This window comes from Pedobacter sp. NO84, from assembly GCF_059703915.1.
Genome location: NZ_AP046575.1, coordinates 4,016,309 through 4,031,882 on the forward strand (window position 1 = coordinate 4,016,309; position 15,574 = coordinate 4,031,882).

At 38.0% G+C, this 15,574-nt stretch carries 15 protein-coding genes and 1 pseudogene; 7 read left to right on the forward strand and 9 right to left on the reverse strand.

The annotated features are described in order from the left end of the window. Positions 1 to 13 precede the first annotated feature (13 nt). From AC6H0V_RS17785 to AC6H0V_RS17800, 4 genes and pseudogenes are all read left to right on the forward strand, one after another. Positions 14 to 781 carry a TatD family hydrolase gene (locus tag AC6H0V_RS17785; RefSeq protein WP_497561550.1) on the forward strand — a complete coding sequence of 256 codons (768 nt, stop codon included), beginning with the start codon at positions 14 to 16 and terminating at the stop codon, positions 779 to 781. Positions 782 to 960: 179 nt separating this feature from the next. Further along, positions 961 to 1,338: pseudogene (locus tag AC6H0V_RS17790) on the forward strand (GxxExxY protein). Positions 1,339 to 1,410: 72 nt separating this feature from the next. Beyond that, entirely contained in the window at positions 1,411 to 2,427 is a 1,017-nt protein-coding gene (locus AC6H0V_RS17795; protein WP_497561551.1) for an asparaginase, read from the forward strand. A gap of 184 nt (positions 2,428 to 2,611) precedes the next feature. Continuing rightward, positions 2,612 to 4,027, forward strand: coding sequence for an MBL fold metallo-hydrolase (locus AC6H0V_RS17800; RefSeq protein WP_497561552.1), 1,416 nt, complete (start codon positions 2,612 to 2,614; stop codon positions 4,025 to 4,027). On the opposite strand, the gene AC6H0V_RS17805 is transcribed toward AC6H0V_RS17800, so the two are convergent. The 3 genes from AC6H0V_RS17805 to AC6H0V_RS17815 all read right to left on the reverse strand — a co-directional run bounded on the left by AC6H0V_RS17805 (position 4,024) and on the right by AC6H0V_RS17815 (position 6,948). Further along, positions 4,024 to 5,100: a redoxin domain-containing protein gene (locus tag AC6H0V_RS17805; RefSeq protein ID WP_497561553.1), complete on the reverse strand. Its 1,077-nt coding sequence runs from the start codon at positions 5,098 to 5,100 to the stop codon at positions 4,024 to 4,026. The two genes, AC6H0V_RS17800 and AC6H0V_RS17805, sit on opposite strands and share 4 nt — an antisense overlap. Before the next feature lie 100 nt (positions 5,101 to 5,200). Next, on the reverse strand, positions 5,201 to 5,794 hold the full coding sequence (locus AC6H0V_RS17810; RefSeq protein ID WP_497561554.1) for a PH domain-containing protein: 594 nt from the start codon (positions 5,792 to 5,794) through the stop codon (positions 5,201 to 5,203). A 161-nt stretch (positions 5,795 to 5,955) separates the two neighbouring features. Next, the gene (locus AC6H0V_RS17815) at positions 5,956 to 6,948 is read right to left on the reverse strand and encodes an alpha/beta hydrolase (RefSeq protein ID WP_497561555.1); all 993 of its coding nucleotides are present in this window, start codon (positions 6,946 to 6,948) and stop codon (positions 5,956 to 5,958) included. Positions 6,949 to 7,024: 76 nt separating this feature from the next. On the opposite strand from AC6H0V_RS17815, the gene AC6H0V_RS17820 reads away from it, so the two are divergent. The 3 genes from AC6H0V_RS17820 (at position 7,025) to AC6H0V_RS17830 (ending at position 10,599) form a co-directional block, all read left to right on the forward strand. After that, positions 7,025 to 7,996, forward strand: coding sequence for a polyprenyl synthetase family protein (locus AC6H0V_RS17820; RefSeq protein ID WP_497561556.1), 972 nt, complete (start codon positions 7,025 to 7,027; stop codon positions 7,994 to 7,996). Then, positions 7,996 to 9,051: a TerC family protein gene (locus AC6H0V_RS17825; RefSeq protein ID WP_497561557.1), complete on the forward strand. Its 1,056-nt coding sequence runs from the start codon at positions 7,996 to 7,998 to the stop codon at positions 9,049 to 9,051. Before AC6H0V_RS17820 ends, AC6H0V_RS17825 begins: the two co-directional genes overlap by 1 nt. A 102-nt stretch (positions 9,052 to 9,153) precedes the next feature. Next, the gene (locus AC6H0V_RS17830; RefSeq protein ID WP_497561558.1) at positions 9,154 to 10,599 is read left to right on the forward strand and encodes a M28 family peptidase; all 1,446 of its coding nucleotides are present in this window, start codon (positions 9,154 to 9,156) and stop codon (positions 10,597 to 10,599) included. A 42-nt stretch (positions 10,600 to 10,641) separates the two neighbouring features. Here AC6H0V_RS17830 and AC6H0V_RS17835 read toward each other — a convergent pair whose 3' ends face one another. The 6 genes from AC6H0V_RS17835 to AC6H0V_RS17860 all read right to left on the reverse strand — a co-directional run bounded on the left by AC6H0V_RS17835 (position 10,642) and on the right by AC6H0V_RS17860 (position 15,571). Beyond that, entirely contained in the window at positions 10,642 to 11,070 is a 429-nt protein-coding gene (locus AC6H0V_RS17835; RefSeq protein WP_497561559.1) for a CBS domain-containing protein, read from the reverse strand. 110 nt (positions 11,071 to 11,180) lie between these two features. After that, complete coding sequence (locus AC6H0V_RS17840; RefSeq protein WP_497561560.1) at positions 11,181 to 11,588, reverse strand: YkvA family protein; 408 nt, start codon at positions 11,586 to 11,588, stop codon at positions 11,181 to 11,183. Positions 11,589 to 11,629: 41 nt separating this feature from the next. Further along, positions 11,630 to 12,502 carry a YARHG domain-containing protein gene (locus tag AC6H0V_RS17845; RefSeq protein ID WP_497561561.1) on the reverse strand — a complete coding sequence of 291 codons (873 nt, stop codon included), beginning with the start codon at positions 12,500 to 12,502 and terminating at the stop codon, positions 11,630 to 11,632. A 181-nt stretch (positions 12,503 to 12,683) separates the two neighbouring features. Next, positions 12,684 to 13,436, reverse strand: coding sequence for a YARHG domain-containing protein (locus tag AC6H0V_RS17850; protein ID WP_497561562.1), 753 nt, complete (start codon positions 13,434 to 13,436; stop codon positions 12,684 to 12,686). After that, complete coding sequence (locus AC6H0V_RS17855) at positions 13,414 to 14,058, reverse strand: DUF2306 domain-containing protein (protein WP_497561563.1); 645 nt, start codon at positions 14,056 to 14,058, stop codon at positions 13,414 to 13,416. Before AC6H0V_RS17855 ends, AC6H0V_RS17850 begins: the two co-directional genes overlap by 23 nt. A 4-nt stretch (positions 14,059 to 14,062) precedes the next feature. Next, positions 14,063 to 15,571, reverse strand: coding sequence for a GH3 auxin-responsive promoter family protein (locus AC6H0V_RS17860; RefSeq protein WP_497561564.1), 1,509 nt, complete (start codon positions 15,569 to 15,571; stop codon positions 14,063 to 14,065). Positions 15,572 to 15,574: the final 3 nt, after the last annotated feature.

A 15,574-nucleotide genomic window follows, 5' to 3' on the forward strand; every position in this document is an offset into this window, starting at 1 on the left:
AATACCTTTGTGCATGCTTTTAACAGATACCCACACCCATCTTTATTACGAAACAGACGAACTCAAACAAGCACTTTTAATGCAGCGCTGTTTCGAAAATGAAGTGAAACGCCTGTTCCTGCCTAATGTTGATGTGGCATCTATCAAAATGATTGATGATCTTGTGTCTAAGTATCCCGAAAATTGTTTTGCCATGGCGGGCTTGCATCCATGTGATGTAAGTGATGATTTTGAAACACAGCTTAGCACCATTTATAATAGTATAGGCCAAAGAAAAATTTATGCCATAGGCGAAATCGGAATTGATCTTTATTGGGATAAAACAACCTTAGCTATTCAACAACAGGCGTTTAAAACGCAAATCAATTGGGCCAAAGGATTAAATTTACCCATCGTAATCCACTGTCGTGAAGCATTTGATGAAGTATTTGAAGTGCTCGAAGAATTAAATGACGAAAAATTGAGGGGTATTTTTCATTGCTTTACGGGCAATTTAGTACAAGCCAAACAAGCCATTAATTTGGGTTTCTACTTGGGAATAGGAGGTGTAGTTACCTATAAAAAAGCTGGATTGGATGTGGTTTTGGCCGATATTGATTTGAAAGACATTGTATTGGAAACCGATTCTCCATACCTAGCTCCTGTGCCATTTCGTGGCAAGCCCAATGAAAGCAGTTACCTCAGCCATATCGCCCAAAAAGTAGCGGAGATCTATAATATTACCGTTGCCGAAGTTGCGGAAGTAACCACAGAGAATTCGAAGAAGGTATTCGGGATATAAGAATGTTAAACCGCAAAGGTCGTAAAGATTGTTTTAGTATTTCAAATACAGAGCTTGCGAATAACTCTAAAAGGGCTGCGATGGAGGTAAAGAATTTTTAGAAAAGTTAAATAATTTGCGTAATAATTAAATTAATCAATTGATTTTCAGTTTGTTATAATTTTTTAATAGATTACAGCATGACTGAAGATGAACTATCGAACGAAATAATCGGATTGGCAATAAAAGTCCATACTGCCCTCGGACCCGGACTGCTAGAAAGTGTTTATAGAGAATGTCTATTTTACAAAATTGCTTAAGCAGGGTTTAAGGTTGAAAAGGAAAAAAAACTGACTGTAATTTTCGAGGATGTTAAGATAGATTGTGGTTTCAGAATCGACTTATTAGTAGAAGACAAACTAGTAATTGAACTCAAAAGTGTAAGCAATTTAAATGATATTCATTTAGCCCAGACATTAACTTATCTTAAGCTGGGGAACTACAAACTTGGGTTATTGATGAATTTTAATGCTTTAAGATTGAAGGATGGTATACGAAGAGTTGTTAACCATTTATGACCATGGAATATTTTATTTTCTTTGCGGTCTTTGCTTCTTTGCGGTTAGAAAATCTGCATATTTGTTTAACCAATGACAGAAATTCTTATTATTTACACCGGAGGTACCATCGGAATGGTTAACGATGCCAAAACAGGCACCTTAATTCCTTTTGATTTTGAACAGATTAAAGAGAATGTACCCGAATTGGCCCGGTTGGATTACCACTTATCTGTGCACTCCTTCGATCCAATTTTGGACTCTTCTAACATGGATCCATCCGTATGGGCAGCTTTAGCAACGTTGATTAAGGATAAGTACGAGGAATTTGATGGATTTGTAATTTTGCATGGTTCAGATACGATGTCGTTTACTGCTGCGGCATTAAGTTTTATGCTCCAAAATCTAGCTAAACCGGTAGTTTTAACCGGGTCGCAGTTACCGATAGGAGAGATAAGAACGGATGCAAAGGAGAATTTAATTACTGCTTTAGAAATTGCAGCCACCAAAAAGGATGGGAATGCGATGGTACCTGAAGTTTGCATTTATTTCGATTATCAGTTGTTCCGTGGCAATAGGTCTATTAAATATAATTCCGAAAAATTTGAAGCCTTTATCTCTCCAAATTACCCCATCCTGGCCGAGGCGGGAGTAAGTCTTTCCTTCTATCCAAATTATATTCTTCCAATTCCAACCCAGCCTTTTCGAATTCATACCACATTTAATTCGAATATAGGCGTGCTAAAAATGTACCCGGGTATTACAGAAACCGCGGTGAGGGCAATTATAGATTCGGGTGCTGATGCGATTATCTTAGAGGCTTTTGGTTCTGGAAACACTACCACAGCACCATGGTTTATTGATTGTTTAAAGGAGGCAATCGGTAATGATAAGATCTTCCTGGATATCTCTCAATGTAAGGGTGGTTCTGTACAGCTTGGGCTTTATGAAACCAGTAGAAAATTGCAGCAAATGGGAATAATTAGTGGTTATGATCTAACTTTTGAGGCCGCCGTTACCAAATTAATGTATTTATTAGGACAAAAATTGAGCACAGCTGAAGTGAAAAAACTATTGGAAGTTTCCATCGCCGGAGAATTAACCAATTAGTTTCAATGATACGCCACACACCCTCTGCTACAGCTCTCAGCTCTATGCCTCCTATTGCGTAAAACTTCTGTAATTATGCTCATAAATCGTTTCGTTTAAAAATATTAGCGTTACTTTTGCAAGTAATTGGACTACGCTTAGCGCTTAACGCCAAACGCCACACGCTTAACGCACACGCATATCTATGAAAATCGAACAAATATATACAGGATGCTTAGCGGAAGCCGCTTATTACATTGAAAGTAATGGAGAGGCAGCAATCATTGATCCGCTTCGTGAAATTAACCCCTATCTTAAAAAAGCAAAAGATAATGGGGCTGTTATAAAATATATTTTCGAAACCCATTTTCATGCGGATTTTGTATCCGGACATATAGATTTGGCAGAAAAATCTGGCGCCACCATTATTTATGGCCCTACAGCAAAAACTAATTTTGATGCTCATATCGCCGCAGATGGCGAACAATTTAATGTCGGAGAATTGACAATTATCGCCCTGCATACTCCCGGCCATACCTTAGAATCGACAACTTATCTGTTAAGGAACCAAAACGGCAAAGATTATTGCATTTTTACGGGTGATACCTTGTTTATTGGCGATGTAGGTAGACCAGACTTAGCTCAGAAAGGAGACCTAACTATGGAGGATATGGCGGCGACATTATATGATTCTCTCCATCATAAAATATTAACACTCGCTGATGAGGTGATCGTTTACCCGGCTCATGGAGCAGGTTCTGCTTGTGGCAAACACATGAGCAAAGAAACCTTTGATACGCTAGGACATCAGAAGGAAGTGAATTATGCACTAAAAGCAAGTACTAAAGAGCAATTTATAAAAGAGGTTACAGACGGGATTTTGCCTCCACCGCAATATTTTGCAAAAAATGCAGCAATGAATAAGGGAGGATATGATCGCATTGATGATGTTTTTGAGAAGGGAATGGTTGCCTTATCCCCACAAGAATTTGAGATCAAAGCAAATCATTCAAGTGCATTGATCTTAGACACCCGAGATCCGCAAACATTTGCAAAGGGATTTATCCCAAATTCCATTAATATTGGATTAAATGGCCAGTTTGCACCCTGGGTGGGAGCTTTAATTACTGATTTGAAACAGGAGCTCTTATTGGTTACCGAAAATGGTATGGCCAAAGAAGCCATCACGCGGTTGGCAAGAGTAGGCTACGATCATACTATCGGTTATTTGGAAGGTGGAATAAAGTCTTGGCAGGATGCAGGCAAAGAAGTGGATGTAATCGAATCTGTCTCTGCAGAAGCGTTCGAAACCTTGATAAATGAGGATAAACATATTAATGTTTTGGATGTACGCAAACCAGGCGAATATGAAGCAGAACATTTGGAAGCTACTTTAACCCGACCTCTAGATTATATCAACGATTGGACAAACGAAATCAATCCCAATGAAACCTATTATATCCATTGTGCAGGGGGTTATCGGTCTATGATAGCTGCTTCAATCTTAAAAGCTCGAGGAATTGACAATGTGATAGATATTGCAGGCGGTTATGGAGCAATAAAAGAGACTAGCCTCAAACGAACCGATTTTGCTTGTCCAAGTAAGGCGATGAAAGATTAAGGCAATAGCTCGCTTAATTTCTTTTTTAAATCGTCTCCACGAAGGTTTTTTGCTATAATAATTCCATTCTGATTGATTAGATAATTGGTTGGAAAAGAACTAACTCCATAAATCAATACGATAACATTCTTATCGCCTTTTAAATCGCATACATTTTGCCAGGGCAATTGATCGTCTTTAATCGCCTTTAGCCAGGCAGCTTTATCATTATCAGCTGAGACCCCTAAAACTTCAAATCCTTTATCTTTATAGGCGTTATATGTTTTTACCAAATTTGGATTTTCTCCACGACAGGGCCCACACCAAGAAGCCCAAAATTCTAATAGAATGTATTTTGCCTTAATATTAGAGAGTTTAACATTTTCTCCATTTGCATTTTTTTGCTCAAAATCTGCATATTTTTTACCGATGCTTATTTCTTGATTATAAGTTATAAAATTATAAATGTCCTTTCCTTCCTTGCTATTTTTTATTGCTTTAGTTAAATTAGTATACAGCTCGGTAGTCTTAGTTTTCCCCCAAGATTTCGAGTAAACGTTTAATACATTTGCTGCAATCAACTGATTTGGATTGTCTTTGACATAATTTTGGAAAAATTCTTGTTCTTGTGTACCTACAGCTTGATAGGCTTCCATTGTTTTTCCCTGATCATTTTTTACAGTTCTAAGCAGAAGGGATAAACTATCTCTTTTTTTTCTAATTGGCTCCAACAGCGTAGCTAAACGAACGCTTTCATCTTGTGTAGCAGAGCCCTTAAAGATTGCCTTTTTAAATTCGCCATTTTTAAGTGAAACATTAATTTCTTTAGGCTCAAGCCAGAAAAATACATAGTTTGTGAGCTTGGCATCATGCAACATTACCATTTGCTGAGGCTGATTGATTTTCCCCTTAAGTTCGAACTTTCCATTGTTTACTAAACAAGAATCAAGCTTAACCTCGTCTGTAGTTTTTAAGTAGAGCCAGGTTTGATCGACTATACCTTCGGTAATGCCATTAATTTTAAATTGTTGGGCCAAAGCAGGTAATGCGCCAACTGAAAGAACAATAAACAGTAAAATTTTAGAAACTTTCATAAAGCAATAATAATGAAAATTATAATGAAGTGATAATCAAGGTGTCTATGTTGATTTCCATCTTTTATTTTAGCTATTCTGTATTGAAATGAGGAAATACCTAATACTTATTTTGCACTGAAATGAGCTGGTCATATACAAATTTTACATTTTCGATAAGTTCGAGTTTAGGTACCTGATTTCTGCCAGGCCAGCTAGGATTATTCATAAAAGATATTCCAAAAGGCACGGGGCCTAGAGTGATAGTGCCGCTTCCATCCGCATTTTGAGTAAAAGATATATCAGAAATGGTGTTAATATTCAATGATTTTGTTTCCTTGCTGAAAACCCCTGATTTAATAATAACCCGATTCTTTGTTAAGCCATAAATTGTACCGGCCCTTCTTGCTGCGTCGAAGAAAAATCTACCAAAAATCATGTAACACCCTACAGCTACGAATGGGATGCCCCAAATCATAAAGAAAAACGGTGCTCCTGATGCGATTACAGAACTTTCCCAAATTACAGCGAAGCCTCCCCACATTAAACTAAAAGGAATCAAAAAAACATCGGAAGACGAAAATCGGAGGCCTGCTTTGGGTTTTCCTGTCCAGATTAGTTTTTCATCCGAACCAAGGCTTGGTATTAATTCATTTTCTAATTCAAAGTTCATTTTAAGAATTGCTTGTACGATTAATTTGTTTATGCTTTGCATTGCCTTTTTTTGTCTAAACCCGACAGCAACGAAAATCCTTTTGCAACAACCTCGTAGGTTCTACAGAACCTACGAGGTTGCAAAAGATTGAGTGAATGGCGGGACTGCACTTTCAAAAGAACCACTGCCATTGCTTTCTAGACAGCAACCTTCCACCTTCTTTAGCCTCCGCCTTCCTCCAACCTCGCCTTAATAAACCCATCCATGGCATGTTCAACTCCTTCGATGTCTTTGCTGGTTATGGATGATCCAATGACATGGTTTCCTGCACCAGGAACAGCAATTTTTTGTTTTTTAGCTGCAGGTGTGCCCAATTCATCAAACATCTTGAGCATGGCATCAACCTTAACCACGGGGTCTTGTTCTTGTTTATTTTTGTAATAATAAAGCATCAGTACAGGCTGTTTCACTTTCTCAAAAAGTGGTTTGGTCATGCTACTTTCTATCATTTCTTCAAGTTGTACCACAGACTCCAACCGATAATTGGTATACCAGAATTTTTTGTACACCGGACTTTTCCCATCTACCTTTCTTTCTTCCCCACCAGTAACCTTACGGGCAATCTGCAGTCCCCACGGATCATTTAACAACCACGCGTTTGGATCGTTGATGGCTATATTTGGAGACATGAGCACTAAGCTATTCACTTCCGGGTAGGTTGCCGCCAATTGCAGGGCCAATGTGCCACCTGTGGATGTTCCTACCAAGATTACCTTTTTCCCTAATTTTCTACCTATTGCATATGCTTGTTTAGCACTTTCCCATAAGCGGTCTGCAGTAAAGTACTGCAGTGGTGCGATAGTATCCAATCCGTGATCTGCCAAGCGGGCCAGATACAGATTAGCATGTAATGCTTTAGCTAGATAGTCATAAGCTGGGTTACCTTCTTCTTTTGAAGCAGAAAATCCATGCAGGTAAACAATCGCATATGGCGTTTGCTGATGCGTAGAATCTGCCCAAATAATTTCTGCCTCATTTCCAGGTTTAACCTTAAAAGTTGATTCCTGCAAAGCAACGTAAGCAGGCAATGCCGATAGCGTAGCCACCGTAGGTAATTTTGTATTGTATATGGGATGGGTGGGTTTGGGCCCGATAAAGTAAATGATTACTAAAATTAATACGACCACACACAGGATACCTAAGAATATTTTCATCTATAATTTATGAATAGTTTGATTAAAAATACGGTTTTAATGGAATTTAAGTAAGTTTGCAAACACATTTTTTTGAATGCCAGGAATAAATCAGATAAAACTCCCTATTGCCGCAGAGATTGATGCATTTGAAGCAAAATTCAAGGATTCTATGCACAGTGATGCTCCACTGTTGAACCGAATTACCCATTATATCGTAAAAAGAAAAGGCAAGCAGATGCGGCCGATGTTTGTGTTTTTTGCAGCGCAGCTATGTGGGGGTATTATCGAATCAACCCATCGTGGTGCGGCTTTGGTCGAGCTTTTGCATACCGCAACTCTGGTTCATGATGATGTAGTTGATAATGCTTACGAGCGGAGGGGCTTTTTTTCTATCAACGCATTATGGAAGAATAAGATCGCCGTTTTGGTTGGAGATTATTTATTAGCCAAAGGATTATTGCTTTCGGTAAACAATAACGAGTTTGCACTGTTAAAAATAGTATCGGAAGCAGTTCAGCAAATGAGCGAAGGCGAGTTATTGCAGATCGAAAAAGTACGGAGAATGGACATTAGCGAAGGATTGTATTTCGATGTAATTAGACAAAAAACCGCTTCTTTAATTGCTTCCTGTTGTGCTTGTGGGGCTGCATCTGCAGGAGCTGATGCTGATACCATTGAAAAAATGCGTCTCTTTGGCGAAATGGTTGGAATAGCCTTTCAAATTAAAGACGATACCTTTGATTTTGGCACAGACGATGTAGGAAAGCCGTTAGGCATTGATATCAAAGAAAAAAAAGTAACGTTGCCCTTAATTTATGCTTTAAACAAAGCTGAAAAATCGGAACGGAAGAAAATAATTAATTTGGTAAAAAATCATCAGGATGATCCTAAAAAGATACAGGAAGTAATTGATTTTGTAAATAGCAAGAATGGTGTGCACTATGCCGACCAAAAAATGCTAGAATATCAACAAAAAGCTTTTGATATCTTATACCAATTTAAAGAAAGTGAAGCCCGAACTGGATTGGAACAATTGGTAAGATATACCACAGAACGTAAAAAATAATGTCGAACGAACTTTTATTTATTGGTGGTTTCTTACTTTTTATCGTGCTTATTTTAGCATTGGATTTGGGGCTATTTAGTAAAAGAGATCATGTTGTAAGCCTTAAACAAGCCGGCATAATGAGCTTTGTAATGGTGCTTTTAGCGGTTGGCTTTTATTTTCTCTTGGTTTTAGAAGGGCAGGAGCTACATGGCATCAATAGTTTTAGTAAGTTAGAACAGGTGGTAAAGGCGCATCAGCATCAAATTACCTTGGTTCCCGGAAATTTGACAGAAAGCATTAAGATTTATAACCAAAACCTTGGCATAGAATTCTTAACGGGATATGTAATCGAATACGCACTTTCTGTTGATAATATTTTCGTAATCGTATTGATATTTTCCGCCTTTGCAGTTTCCGAAAAATATTACCACCGTGTACTGTTTTGGGGTATTTTAGGAGCTATCATCATGCGTTTCATCTTTATTTTTGCCGGTGCAGCGCTTATTAACAAATTCTCTTGGATCTTATATGTATTTGGCGCTTTCTTGGTATTTACAGGAATAAAAATGTTTCTTTCCAAAGATGATGAAGAAAAGATAGATACAGAAAAACATCCTGTTGTGAGGTTCGCCTCCAAGTTTTTCGCCATCCACCCCAGCTACGAAGGCAATAATTTCTTTCATAAAATTAATGGGAAAAGGTTAATTACGCCTTTATTTTTAGTGCTGTTAATCGTTGAATTTACAGACCTTATTTTTGCGGTGGACTCCATCCCAGCTATTTTTGCGGTTACCAAAGATGCATATATTGTATTTTTCTCTAACATTTTTGCCATTATGGGATTACGATCTATGTTTTTCCTTTTGGTTAACATCATCCATAAGTTCCATTACCTTAAAACCGGTCTGGCGTTTCTGCTCACTTTTATTGGGGTAAAAATGCTAGCTCACCATTATCTAAAGATATGGGGCTTTACTACTGAACATTCGTTACTTGTAATTCTGTTTATTTTAACGTCAAGTATTGTGGCTTCTTTGATGTTTCCTAAAAAAGCAAAGCGCGCTGAAAGTTAGTTTGCAGTTGACACATAATCTGTGTAATCATTTAATCGGTGTAATCATCTTAATCGGTGAAATCATAATAAAAAATCTTACTTTCAGCAAAAAATAATCACAATGAAGAAATTCTTTTTATTGGCCTTAACGAGCATATGGTTTTCGGCTAGCGCACAAGAAAATTATGATCGGGTTTTTAGGCAGATTAATGCAGAGGTCCAAACCAATTCTAAGGCTTATGCTACACTAAAAGATGCAACAACATCAATTGGTCATCGGTTAACGGGGTCGACAAATGGGGCAAAGGCGGAAGAATACGTGTACAATTTATTGAAATCATATGGATGCAAAGTAAGATTTCAACCGTTTGAAGTAGAGAGTTGGGACAGAAGATCGATTTTGGTTAAAATTGGAAGTAGTGCAAATAACCTAGCTCCTGTAAAAGCTGTAACTCTGGCCCATTCGCCAGTAAGTGCTAACGTACAGGCCGCATTAATTGATGTAGGCAACGGATTGGAATCAGATTATCAGGGATTAGGTGATAAGGTTAAGGGGAAAATAGCGTTGATTTATTTGGGTGTCCTCCCCGGATCGCCACAAGGCACCCCATCTTTGCATCGTTCTGAAAAAACTGCCATCGCTACAAGATACGGTGCGGTTGGTGTTATTATTATAAATGGGGTCCCAAATGGGGTGTTGCTAACCGGTACCGCTTCCGTTACCGGCAAGTTAATTCCAATTCCAGCTGTTTGCATCGGACTGGAAGATGGCATGGCATTAAAGGAAAAAATGAAGAACGAAAGTCAGGTTGGCGCAATAGCAATGACTAACTTTTCTGGATTAATCAAAGCAAGAAATGTGATTGCCACCTTTAAAGGAACCACCATTCCTAATGAAAAAATCGTAGTTGGTGGACATTTAGATAGTTGGGATTTGGCTACTGGAGCTATTGATAACGGCATTGGATCATTTTCTGTAATCGATATGGCACGAACTTTTAAGAAACTCAAATTAACTACCAAGAGAACTGTAGAATTTGTACTGTTTATGGGTGAAGAGCAGGGCTTATTAGGCTCTAAAGCATATGTTGAACAAGCAAAAAAAGACGGGACGATTAATCAGATCAGCTATATGTTAAACTACGATATGTCTAATGATCCCAAAGGAGCTACAACTACACGTAAGGAGATGGAACCTTTGCTTAAAGGTTGGGGTGAAACTATCGCAAAGATTGACACAGGTTACAAGAACTTATTCCAGGCTGCTGCAGGTTTACATAGCGACCATCAGCCATTTATGCTTGAAGGCATAACAACGGGGGGCGGATATGGAGGAAAATTACCCAATAATGCTGGTCCCTACTACCACTCTGATGGTGATACGTTTAAACTTGTTGATGAGCAGGGAATGAAAAATACAGTTCGTTATTCGGCTATGCAAACCTATGCTTTAGCCAATACACCAGTGATTCCTGTGAAGAAACAAAGCGAAAAAGATCTACAAGCGTTTTTAGAAGGCCAGAATTTAAAACTGCCTTTACAGATTGCTGGGGAATGGAGATGGTGAAATATATCGGTGTAATCTTTTTTTAATCGGTGTAATCCTTATCTAACTATTGATGTAACTTTCAAGCTGTGATATCGTCTGCTTCTGGTCTGCGATAATAAATTTTACCACATCGCCGATGGAAACCATTCCGGCTATTTTGTTGCTTTCTGCGATAGGCAAGTGCCTAATGTGTTTATCAGTCATGATCTGCATACACAGTTCGATACTATCTGTTGGTGTTACAGTGATAGGAGTAGCGGTCATTGCCTCGCTAATTGGCGTATCTTTTGAAGATTTACCCAGTAGCACAATTTTACGGGCATAATCACGCTCAGTGAAAATACCCAGCATATTTTCCTGATCCATAATAAGCACAGCACTGATATTCTTCTCTGTCATCAGTTTAAGTGCATCTAAAACTGAAGTGTCAGGTGTTACACTGAATATCTGAACGGGTTTGCTATTTAGGATTTGTTGAACTGTTCTCATAATCGTTTATTGGTTAGCTACTTAAACTTAACCAAAAAAAATGTGAAAAGCAAATTTTGCGCTTGGAGATAGGCGCTTGGAGATAGGCGGTAGGCGTAGAGCGGAAAGCGTTAGATTGCAATAATTTTATTATTTGCAGTTTTCCAAGCCTTGTACTTATCCAGATCTTTAGAGACCTGTCTAAAAACCATGCTTAGAATATAAATATCATCAATAAAACCTAAGGCAGGAATAAAATCTGGAATGAGATCTATCGGTGAAAGAAAGTAAAGTAAACTTGCAATTATCGCAATAATAGAGCCTTTAGGAATAGCAGTATAGGCACCTGTTGAATAATCTTTGGCAACAGAAAAAAGGAGTTGTAGGTTTTCCCAAACAGTTGTTAATTCTATTTTATTCTTGATGGCCTTTTTACTGCCTTCTTGAACCTTGGCTAGTGTCTTATTTTTATTATTTATTAACGATTGTGCAAGTTTTGTGAACGTAGAGAAGAGAATTTTTAATTTATAATAATTCATAGTTTAGGTTTCGGATAAGCTATCAATAAGCGTACCTAAAACTATCTGCCGTAGGTGTCGTAATTATCGGTAGCGTATTTTTCAAATTTCTTGAATAGTTTTATATTTTCTTTTTCAACTACGGTCAACTCCGCTTTAATATCATTTGAAACAGGGATGTACCACGCTGCATTATCAAAAAAATTGCGATAGATCTTTTCTTTAAAGGAATAACCATGCCTAGCAAAAATAGTATTTCTTAAAATCTCTAAATCTATCTTTTTATAGTTTTTCAGTTCATCTTCGGTAAAGACATGTATGGATGAGTTAATAGTGTAGACTTTTTCACTTCCCTTTCTACGAAACTCATCCGTATGCTTTATGATTTCCCCATTTTCTAATGTATCCGTTATGGTCTTGGTTTTTGTATTGTAATAGTCGCTATAATCGTTTGTATCGAGCATTACGGTGGGAACATACGTGAACTGCTTTTTACTTAATTCATAAGATCTTTTGGTAACGGCCAAAGTTTTATTAAATGCGGTCCATGTTCCACTAATTAATCCATTCGCATATTCAAACTCGAATTCACCATCGTATTTATCATCAGATGGTTCGGTTAAAGTGAAAAAAATTTTGTCGCCTTCTCTTCTAATCTTGCCCATAATTGGTCTGCTGTTTCCGGCTACAATACTTTGTCCGTAAACTGAATCCCTCGTTATGGTTTTAATGGCTATATTGATTTTATTGATTTCTGTGTAAGGTTGATCAGCTTTAAACTCCACAGCTTTAAAATCTCCTACCCAAAAACCTATTAATTCTTGATCTGCAACCGCAGTAACAGGTGCTTTTTCTTCCTCTACCTTTGATTGCGGTTTTGAATTACAAGAAGTGCAGAACACGATAACCAAAAGGTAATAAAAGTGCTTTTCCATTATTTTGTTGTAAGGTTATGAGAATTTAGTTGGTAAGTTCATTTTTTCCTAAGCTTGATGTCTAAACACTATTTAACCAAAAATGCCTAAGCCCCACGCTCAGCGCGTCATCGCCCATAGGCTTCATAATTGTCCGTAGCGTATTTTTCGAATCTACTTAGAAGTTTAATATTGGCCTTTTCTAGCACAGTAACTCATTATCCACATTATCTTTTAGGGGAATGTACCAATCTACATAATCAAAAAACTGCCAAGCTTTTTTATCGGTAAAAATAAGGCCGTGCCTAGCGTAGATGCAATTCCTGATCAGTTCTAAATCTAGCTTTCTTAAATTTTTCAGTTCTTTCTCGTTTAACACCGTTGTGCTAGCATTAAGTTTAAAAACTGCCGGAGATGATTGTCTGTACACTTCCCTCGAATTCTCCTCTTTCCCATTTTCCCAATCAATGTATCCACCTTCGCCAACTAACATAGAACTAGCGTTGTAGATATGTTTCTTTTTGAGAAGAGTGTACCCCATCTTATAAGACAGGCTGTCATAGGGCTTCCAAGTGCCAATAAGGGAATCATTTCTAATGCTAAACTCGAAAATCCCACCTAAAGTATCTTTTTCATTTTGTTTTAATGTAAAGATGAACTTTCCTTTATTCTCTTTAAAAACTCCGACTATTGGTTTTTTTATGCCTTTCAAAATACTTTCTCCAAAAATGGAATCGGTGCTTATCTTCTTAATTACGAGGTTTATCTTGTCGTGAGGGGGTACGATAACTTCTTCGATTCCATCCTCTTGCCTTGCGAGAGTAAAAGCGCCGACCCAAGAGCCATACCATTCTTTATGACTAATTTCTGCAGTGCCTGATGTGTCGGATTTATGGGCTCCGTTGCAGGCGAAAAGTAAAGTTGAGGCAAGACTAATAAAGATGAGCTGTTTCAATTTTTCTTCTAATCAAGTATTCTATCAACAATAAATTTGGTATCCAACCTAGCCACGCTATCACCTGGTATACGTCCATTGGGGCTGGGTGAAATAAATATACTAAAATAACTTTCCAAAAACGCAAGGTGATGGCCGAAAAAGCGAGCGCAAAACTTCTCATCATAAATTGACGATGTAATTTAATTTTTCCAAGCTTAATTGCCCAAATCGCTTTAATGGTAAAGAAAAGCCATAAAAACCCCAGCACCATGAACGAAGTCTGCGCAAAAAATCCGCCATTTGCATAATAGCCGATAAATATCCCAGAGGGAGCGGCAAAAAAGACCACGGAGATGAAGTAGAGATAACCAATCACCCTGTGCACTTTTCGATAGCTACGCAATAAGGCATTGTTAAATTGGGTAAATCCGGCAATTAAACAGAAAATCGCGGTGTAAACGTGTACATAAAAAATGGTTAAATACGGTTTAACCGTGGTAACTTCTGTTTGCTTGATCATCAAGAAAGATACCTCGCTGTTAAATGGAATATAACGTAACGTGATCTGAGCCATCAAAAAGAAGAAAAATGAAAAAAACAAGAGCCAAGCCAATCTGAAATAGCTGAGTTTCTTTTCCATTTGATTAGAGCATTTTCAAAATTTCATCTACATACAATCGGTCATTGGCCAATCGAGGTACTTTATGCTGTCCGCCCAATTTGCCCCGGGCCTTAAGCCAATTGTAAAAAGTATCTTCGGGGGCATTGTGTACCTTTGGCCGTCTTAATGCCATATCTTTAAAGCGTTTGGCGTCGTAATCGGAGTTGATTTCGCGTAAGGTTTCATCCAAAACATCAATGAACCTCACAAAATCATTAGGTTCGGTCTCAAATTCTATAATCCACTCATGACCGCCAACTTCTTCACCTTTAAAATAAATAGGGCAGGCGGTATAATCGCGGATTTTGGCCGCTGTAACTGTACACGCTTTTGTTAGCGCATTCTCTGCATTATCAATGATCAGTTCTTCGCCAAATGCATTAATAAAATGTTTTGTTCTGCCTGTAATTTTAATCCTAAACGGCGATAAAGAAGTAAACTGAACGGTGTCTCCAATCTGGTAACGCCATAGACCGGCATTTGTAGAAATAATAATGGCGTAGTTTTTATGTAATTCTACCTGCTCTAAGGATAAGGTTTTTGGATTTTCATCGGCTAGGTTCTCTAAAGGTAAAAACTCATAAAAAATCCCGTAGTCCAACATCAGCAAAAGCTCTTCAGAATTGTCTTGATCCTGAATGCCAAAGAATCCTTCAGAAGCGTTATAGGTTTCCAAATAATACATGCTATCAGAAGGAATGAGCTCTTTAAACTGTTCCCGATAGGGAGTAAAATTTACCGCTCCGTGAAAATAGAGCTCTAGATTGGGCCAAACCTCCAACAGATTTTTTTTACCTGTCATCTCTAGCACCTTTTTGGCCAAGACTATCGTCCATGTAGGTACTCCAGATATATTGGTAACGTTTTCTTTAATGGTGGCCTCAGCCATTTTATCCATTTTTTCTTCGTAATTATCCATTAAGGCGATAGAAATATCCGGTGTCCGATAATATTCTGCCCACATGGGAAGATTTTTTATGAGCACAGCTGATAAATCTCCATATTGGATATCTTCATAAAGTTGGTTAATTTGGTGACTTCCGCCTAGAACCAATCCCTTGCCAGTAAACATTTGCGTGCTGGGGCGATTGTTGCAATAGATAGAAATCATGTCTTTGCCGCCCTTGAAATGGCATTCTTCCAGGGCTTCTGTAGAAACCGGAATAAATTTACTGCGATCGCTGGTTGTACCTGATGATTTTGCAAACCACTTGATTTCTGAGGGCCACAAGATATTCTGCTCGCCTTTTAGCATCCGCTCGATGTAGGGCTTCAGTGTATCGTAATTTTGGATCGGAACACGTTCCTTAAATTGGCCTATGGTTAAAATTGACTTATAATCGTACAGCTTTCCCCATTCGGTATTTTCGGCACTAGAAATAAGGGTATGTAACCATTCTTCCTGCACGTCTAAGGGATATTTCATGAAAAGCTCGATCTGATGGATGCGCTTTTTCATGTACCAAGTAAAAATCGAATTTACAATTGCCATCTG

What these genes read in the sequence shown, in the direction of transcription:
- AC6H0V_RS17785 (WP_497561550.1), top strand. Translation starts at nt 14, where the DNA reads ATGCTTTTAACAGATACCCACACCCATCTTTATTACGAAACAGACGAA.
- AC6H0V_RS17795 (WP_497561551.1), top strand. Translation starts at nt 1,411, where the DNA reads ATGACAGAAATTCTTATTATTTACACCGGAGGTACCATCGGAATGGTT.
- AC6H0V_RS17800 (WP_497561552.1), top strand. Translation starts at nt 2,612, where the DNA reads ATGAAAATCGAACAAATATATACAGGATGCTTAGCGGAAGCCGCTTAT.
- AC6H0V_RS17805 (WP_497561553.1), bottom strand. Translation starts at nt 5,100, where the DNA reads ATGAAAGTTTCTAAAATTTTACTGTTTATTGTTCTTTCAGTTGGCGCA.
- AC6H0V_RS17810 (WP_497561554.1), bottom strand. Translation starts at nt 5,794, where the DNA reads ATGCAAAGCATAAACAAATTAATCGTACAAGCAATTCTTAAAATGAAC.
- AC6H0V_RS17815 (WP_497561555.1), bottom strand. Translation starts at nt 6,948, where the DNA reads ATGAAAATATTCTTAGGTATCCTGTGTGTGGTCGTATTAATTTTAGTA.
- AC6H0V_RS17820 (WP_497561556.1), top strand. Translation starts at nt 7,025, where the DNA reads ATGCCAGGAATAAATCAGATAAAACTCCCTATTGCCGCAGAGATTGAT.
- AC6H0V_RS17825 (WP_497561557.1), top strand. Translation starts at nt 7,996, where the DNA reads ATGTCGAACGAACTTTTATTTATTGGTGGTTTCTTACTTTTTATCGTG.
- AC6H0V_RS17830 (WP_497561558.1), top strand. Translation starts at nt 9,154, where the DNA reads ATGAAGAAATTCTTTTTATTGGCCTTAACGAGCATATGGTTTTCGGCT.
- AC6H0V_RS17835 (WP_497561559.1), bottom strand. Translation starts at nt 11,070, where the DNA reads ATGAGAACAGTTCAACAAATCCTAAATAGCAAACCCGTTCAGATATTC.
- AC6H0V_RS17840 (WP_497561560.1), bottom strand. Translation starts at nt 11,588, where the DNA reads ATGAATTATTATAAATTAAAAATTCTCTTCTCTACGTTCACAAAACTT.
- AC6H0V_RS17845 (WP_497561561.1), bottom strand. Translation starts at nt 12,502, where the DNA reads ATGGAAAAGCACTTTTATTACCTTTTGGTTATCGTGTTCTGCACTTCT.
- AC6H0V_RS17855 (WP_497561563.1), bottom strand. Translation starts at nt 14,058, where the DNA reads ATGGAAAAGAAACTCAGCTATTTCAGATTGGCTTGGCTCTTGTTTTTT.
- AC6H0V_RS17860 (WP_497561564.1), bottom strand. Translation starts at nt 15,571, where the DNA reads ATGGCAATTGTAAATTCGATTTTTACTTGGTACATGAAAAAGCGCATC.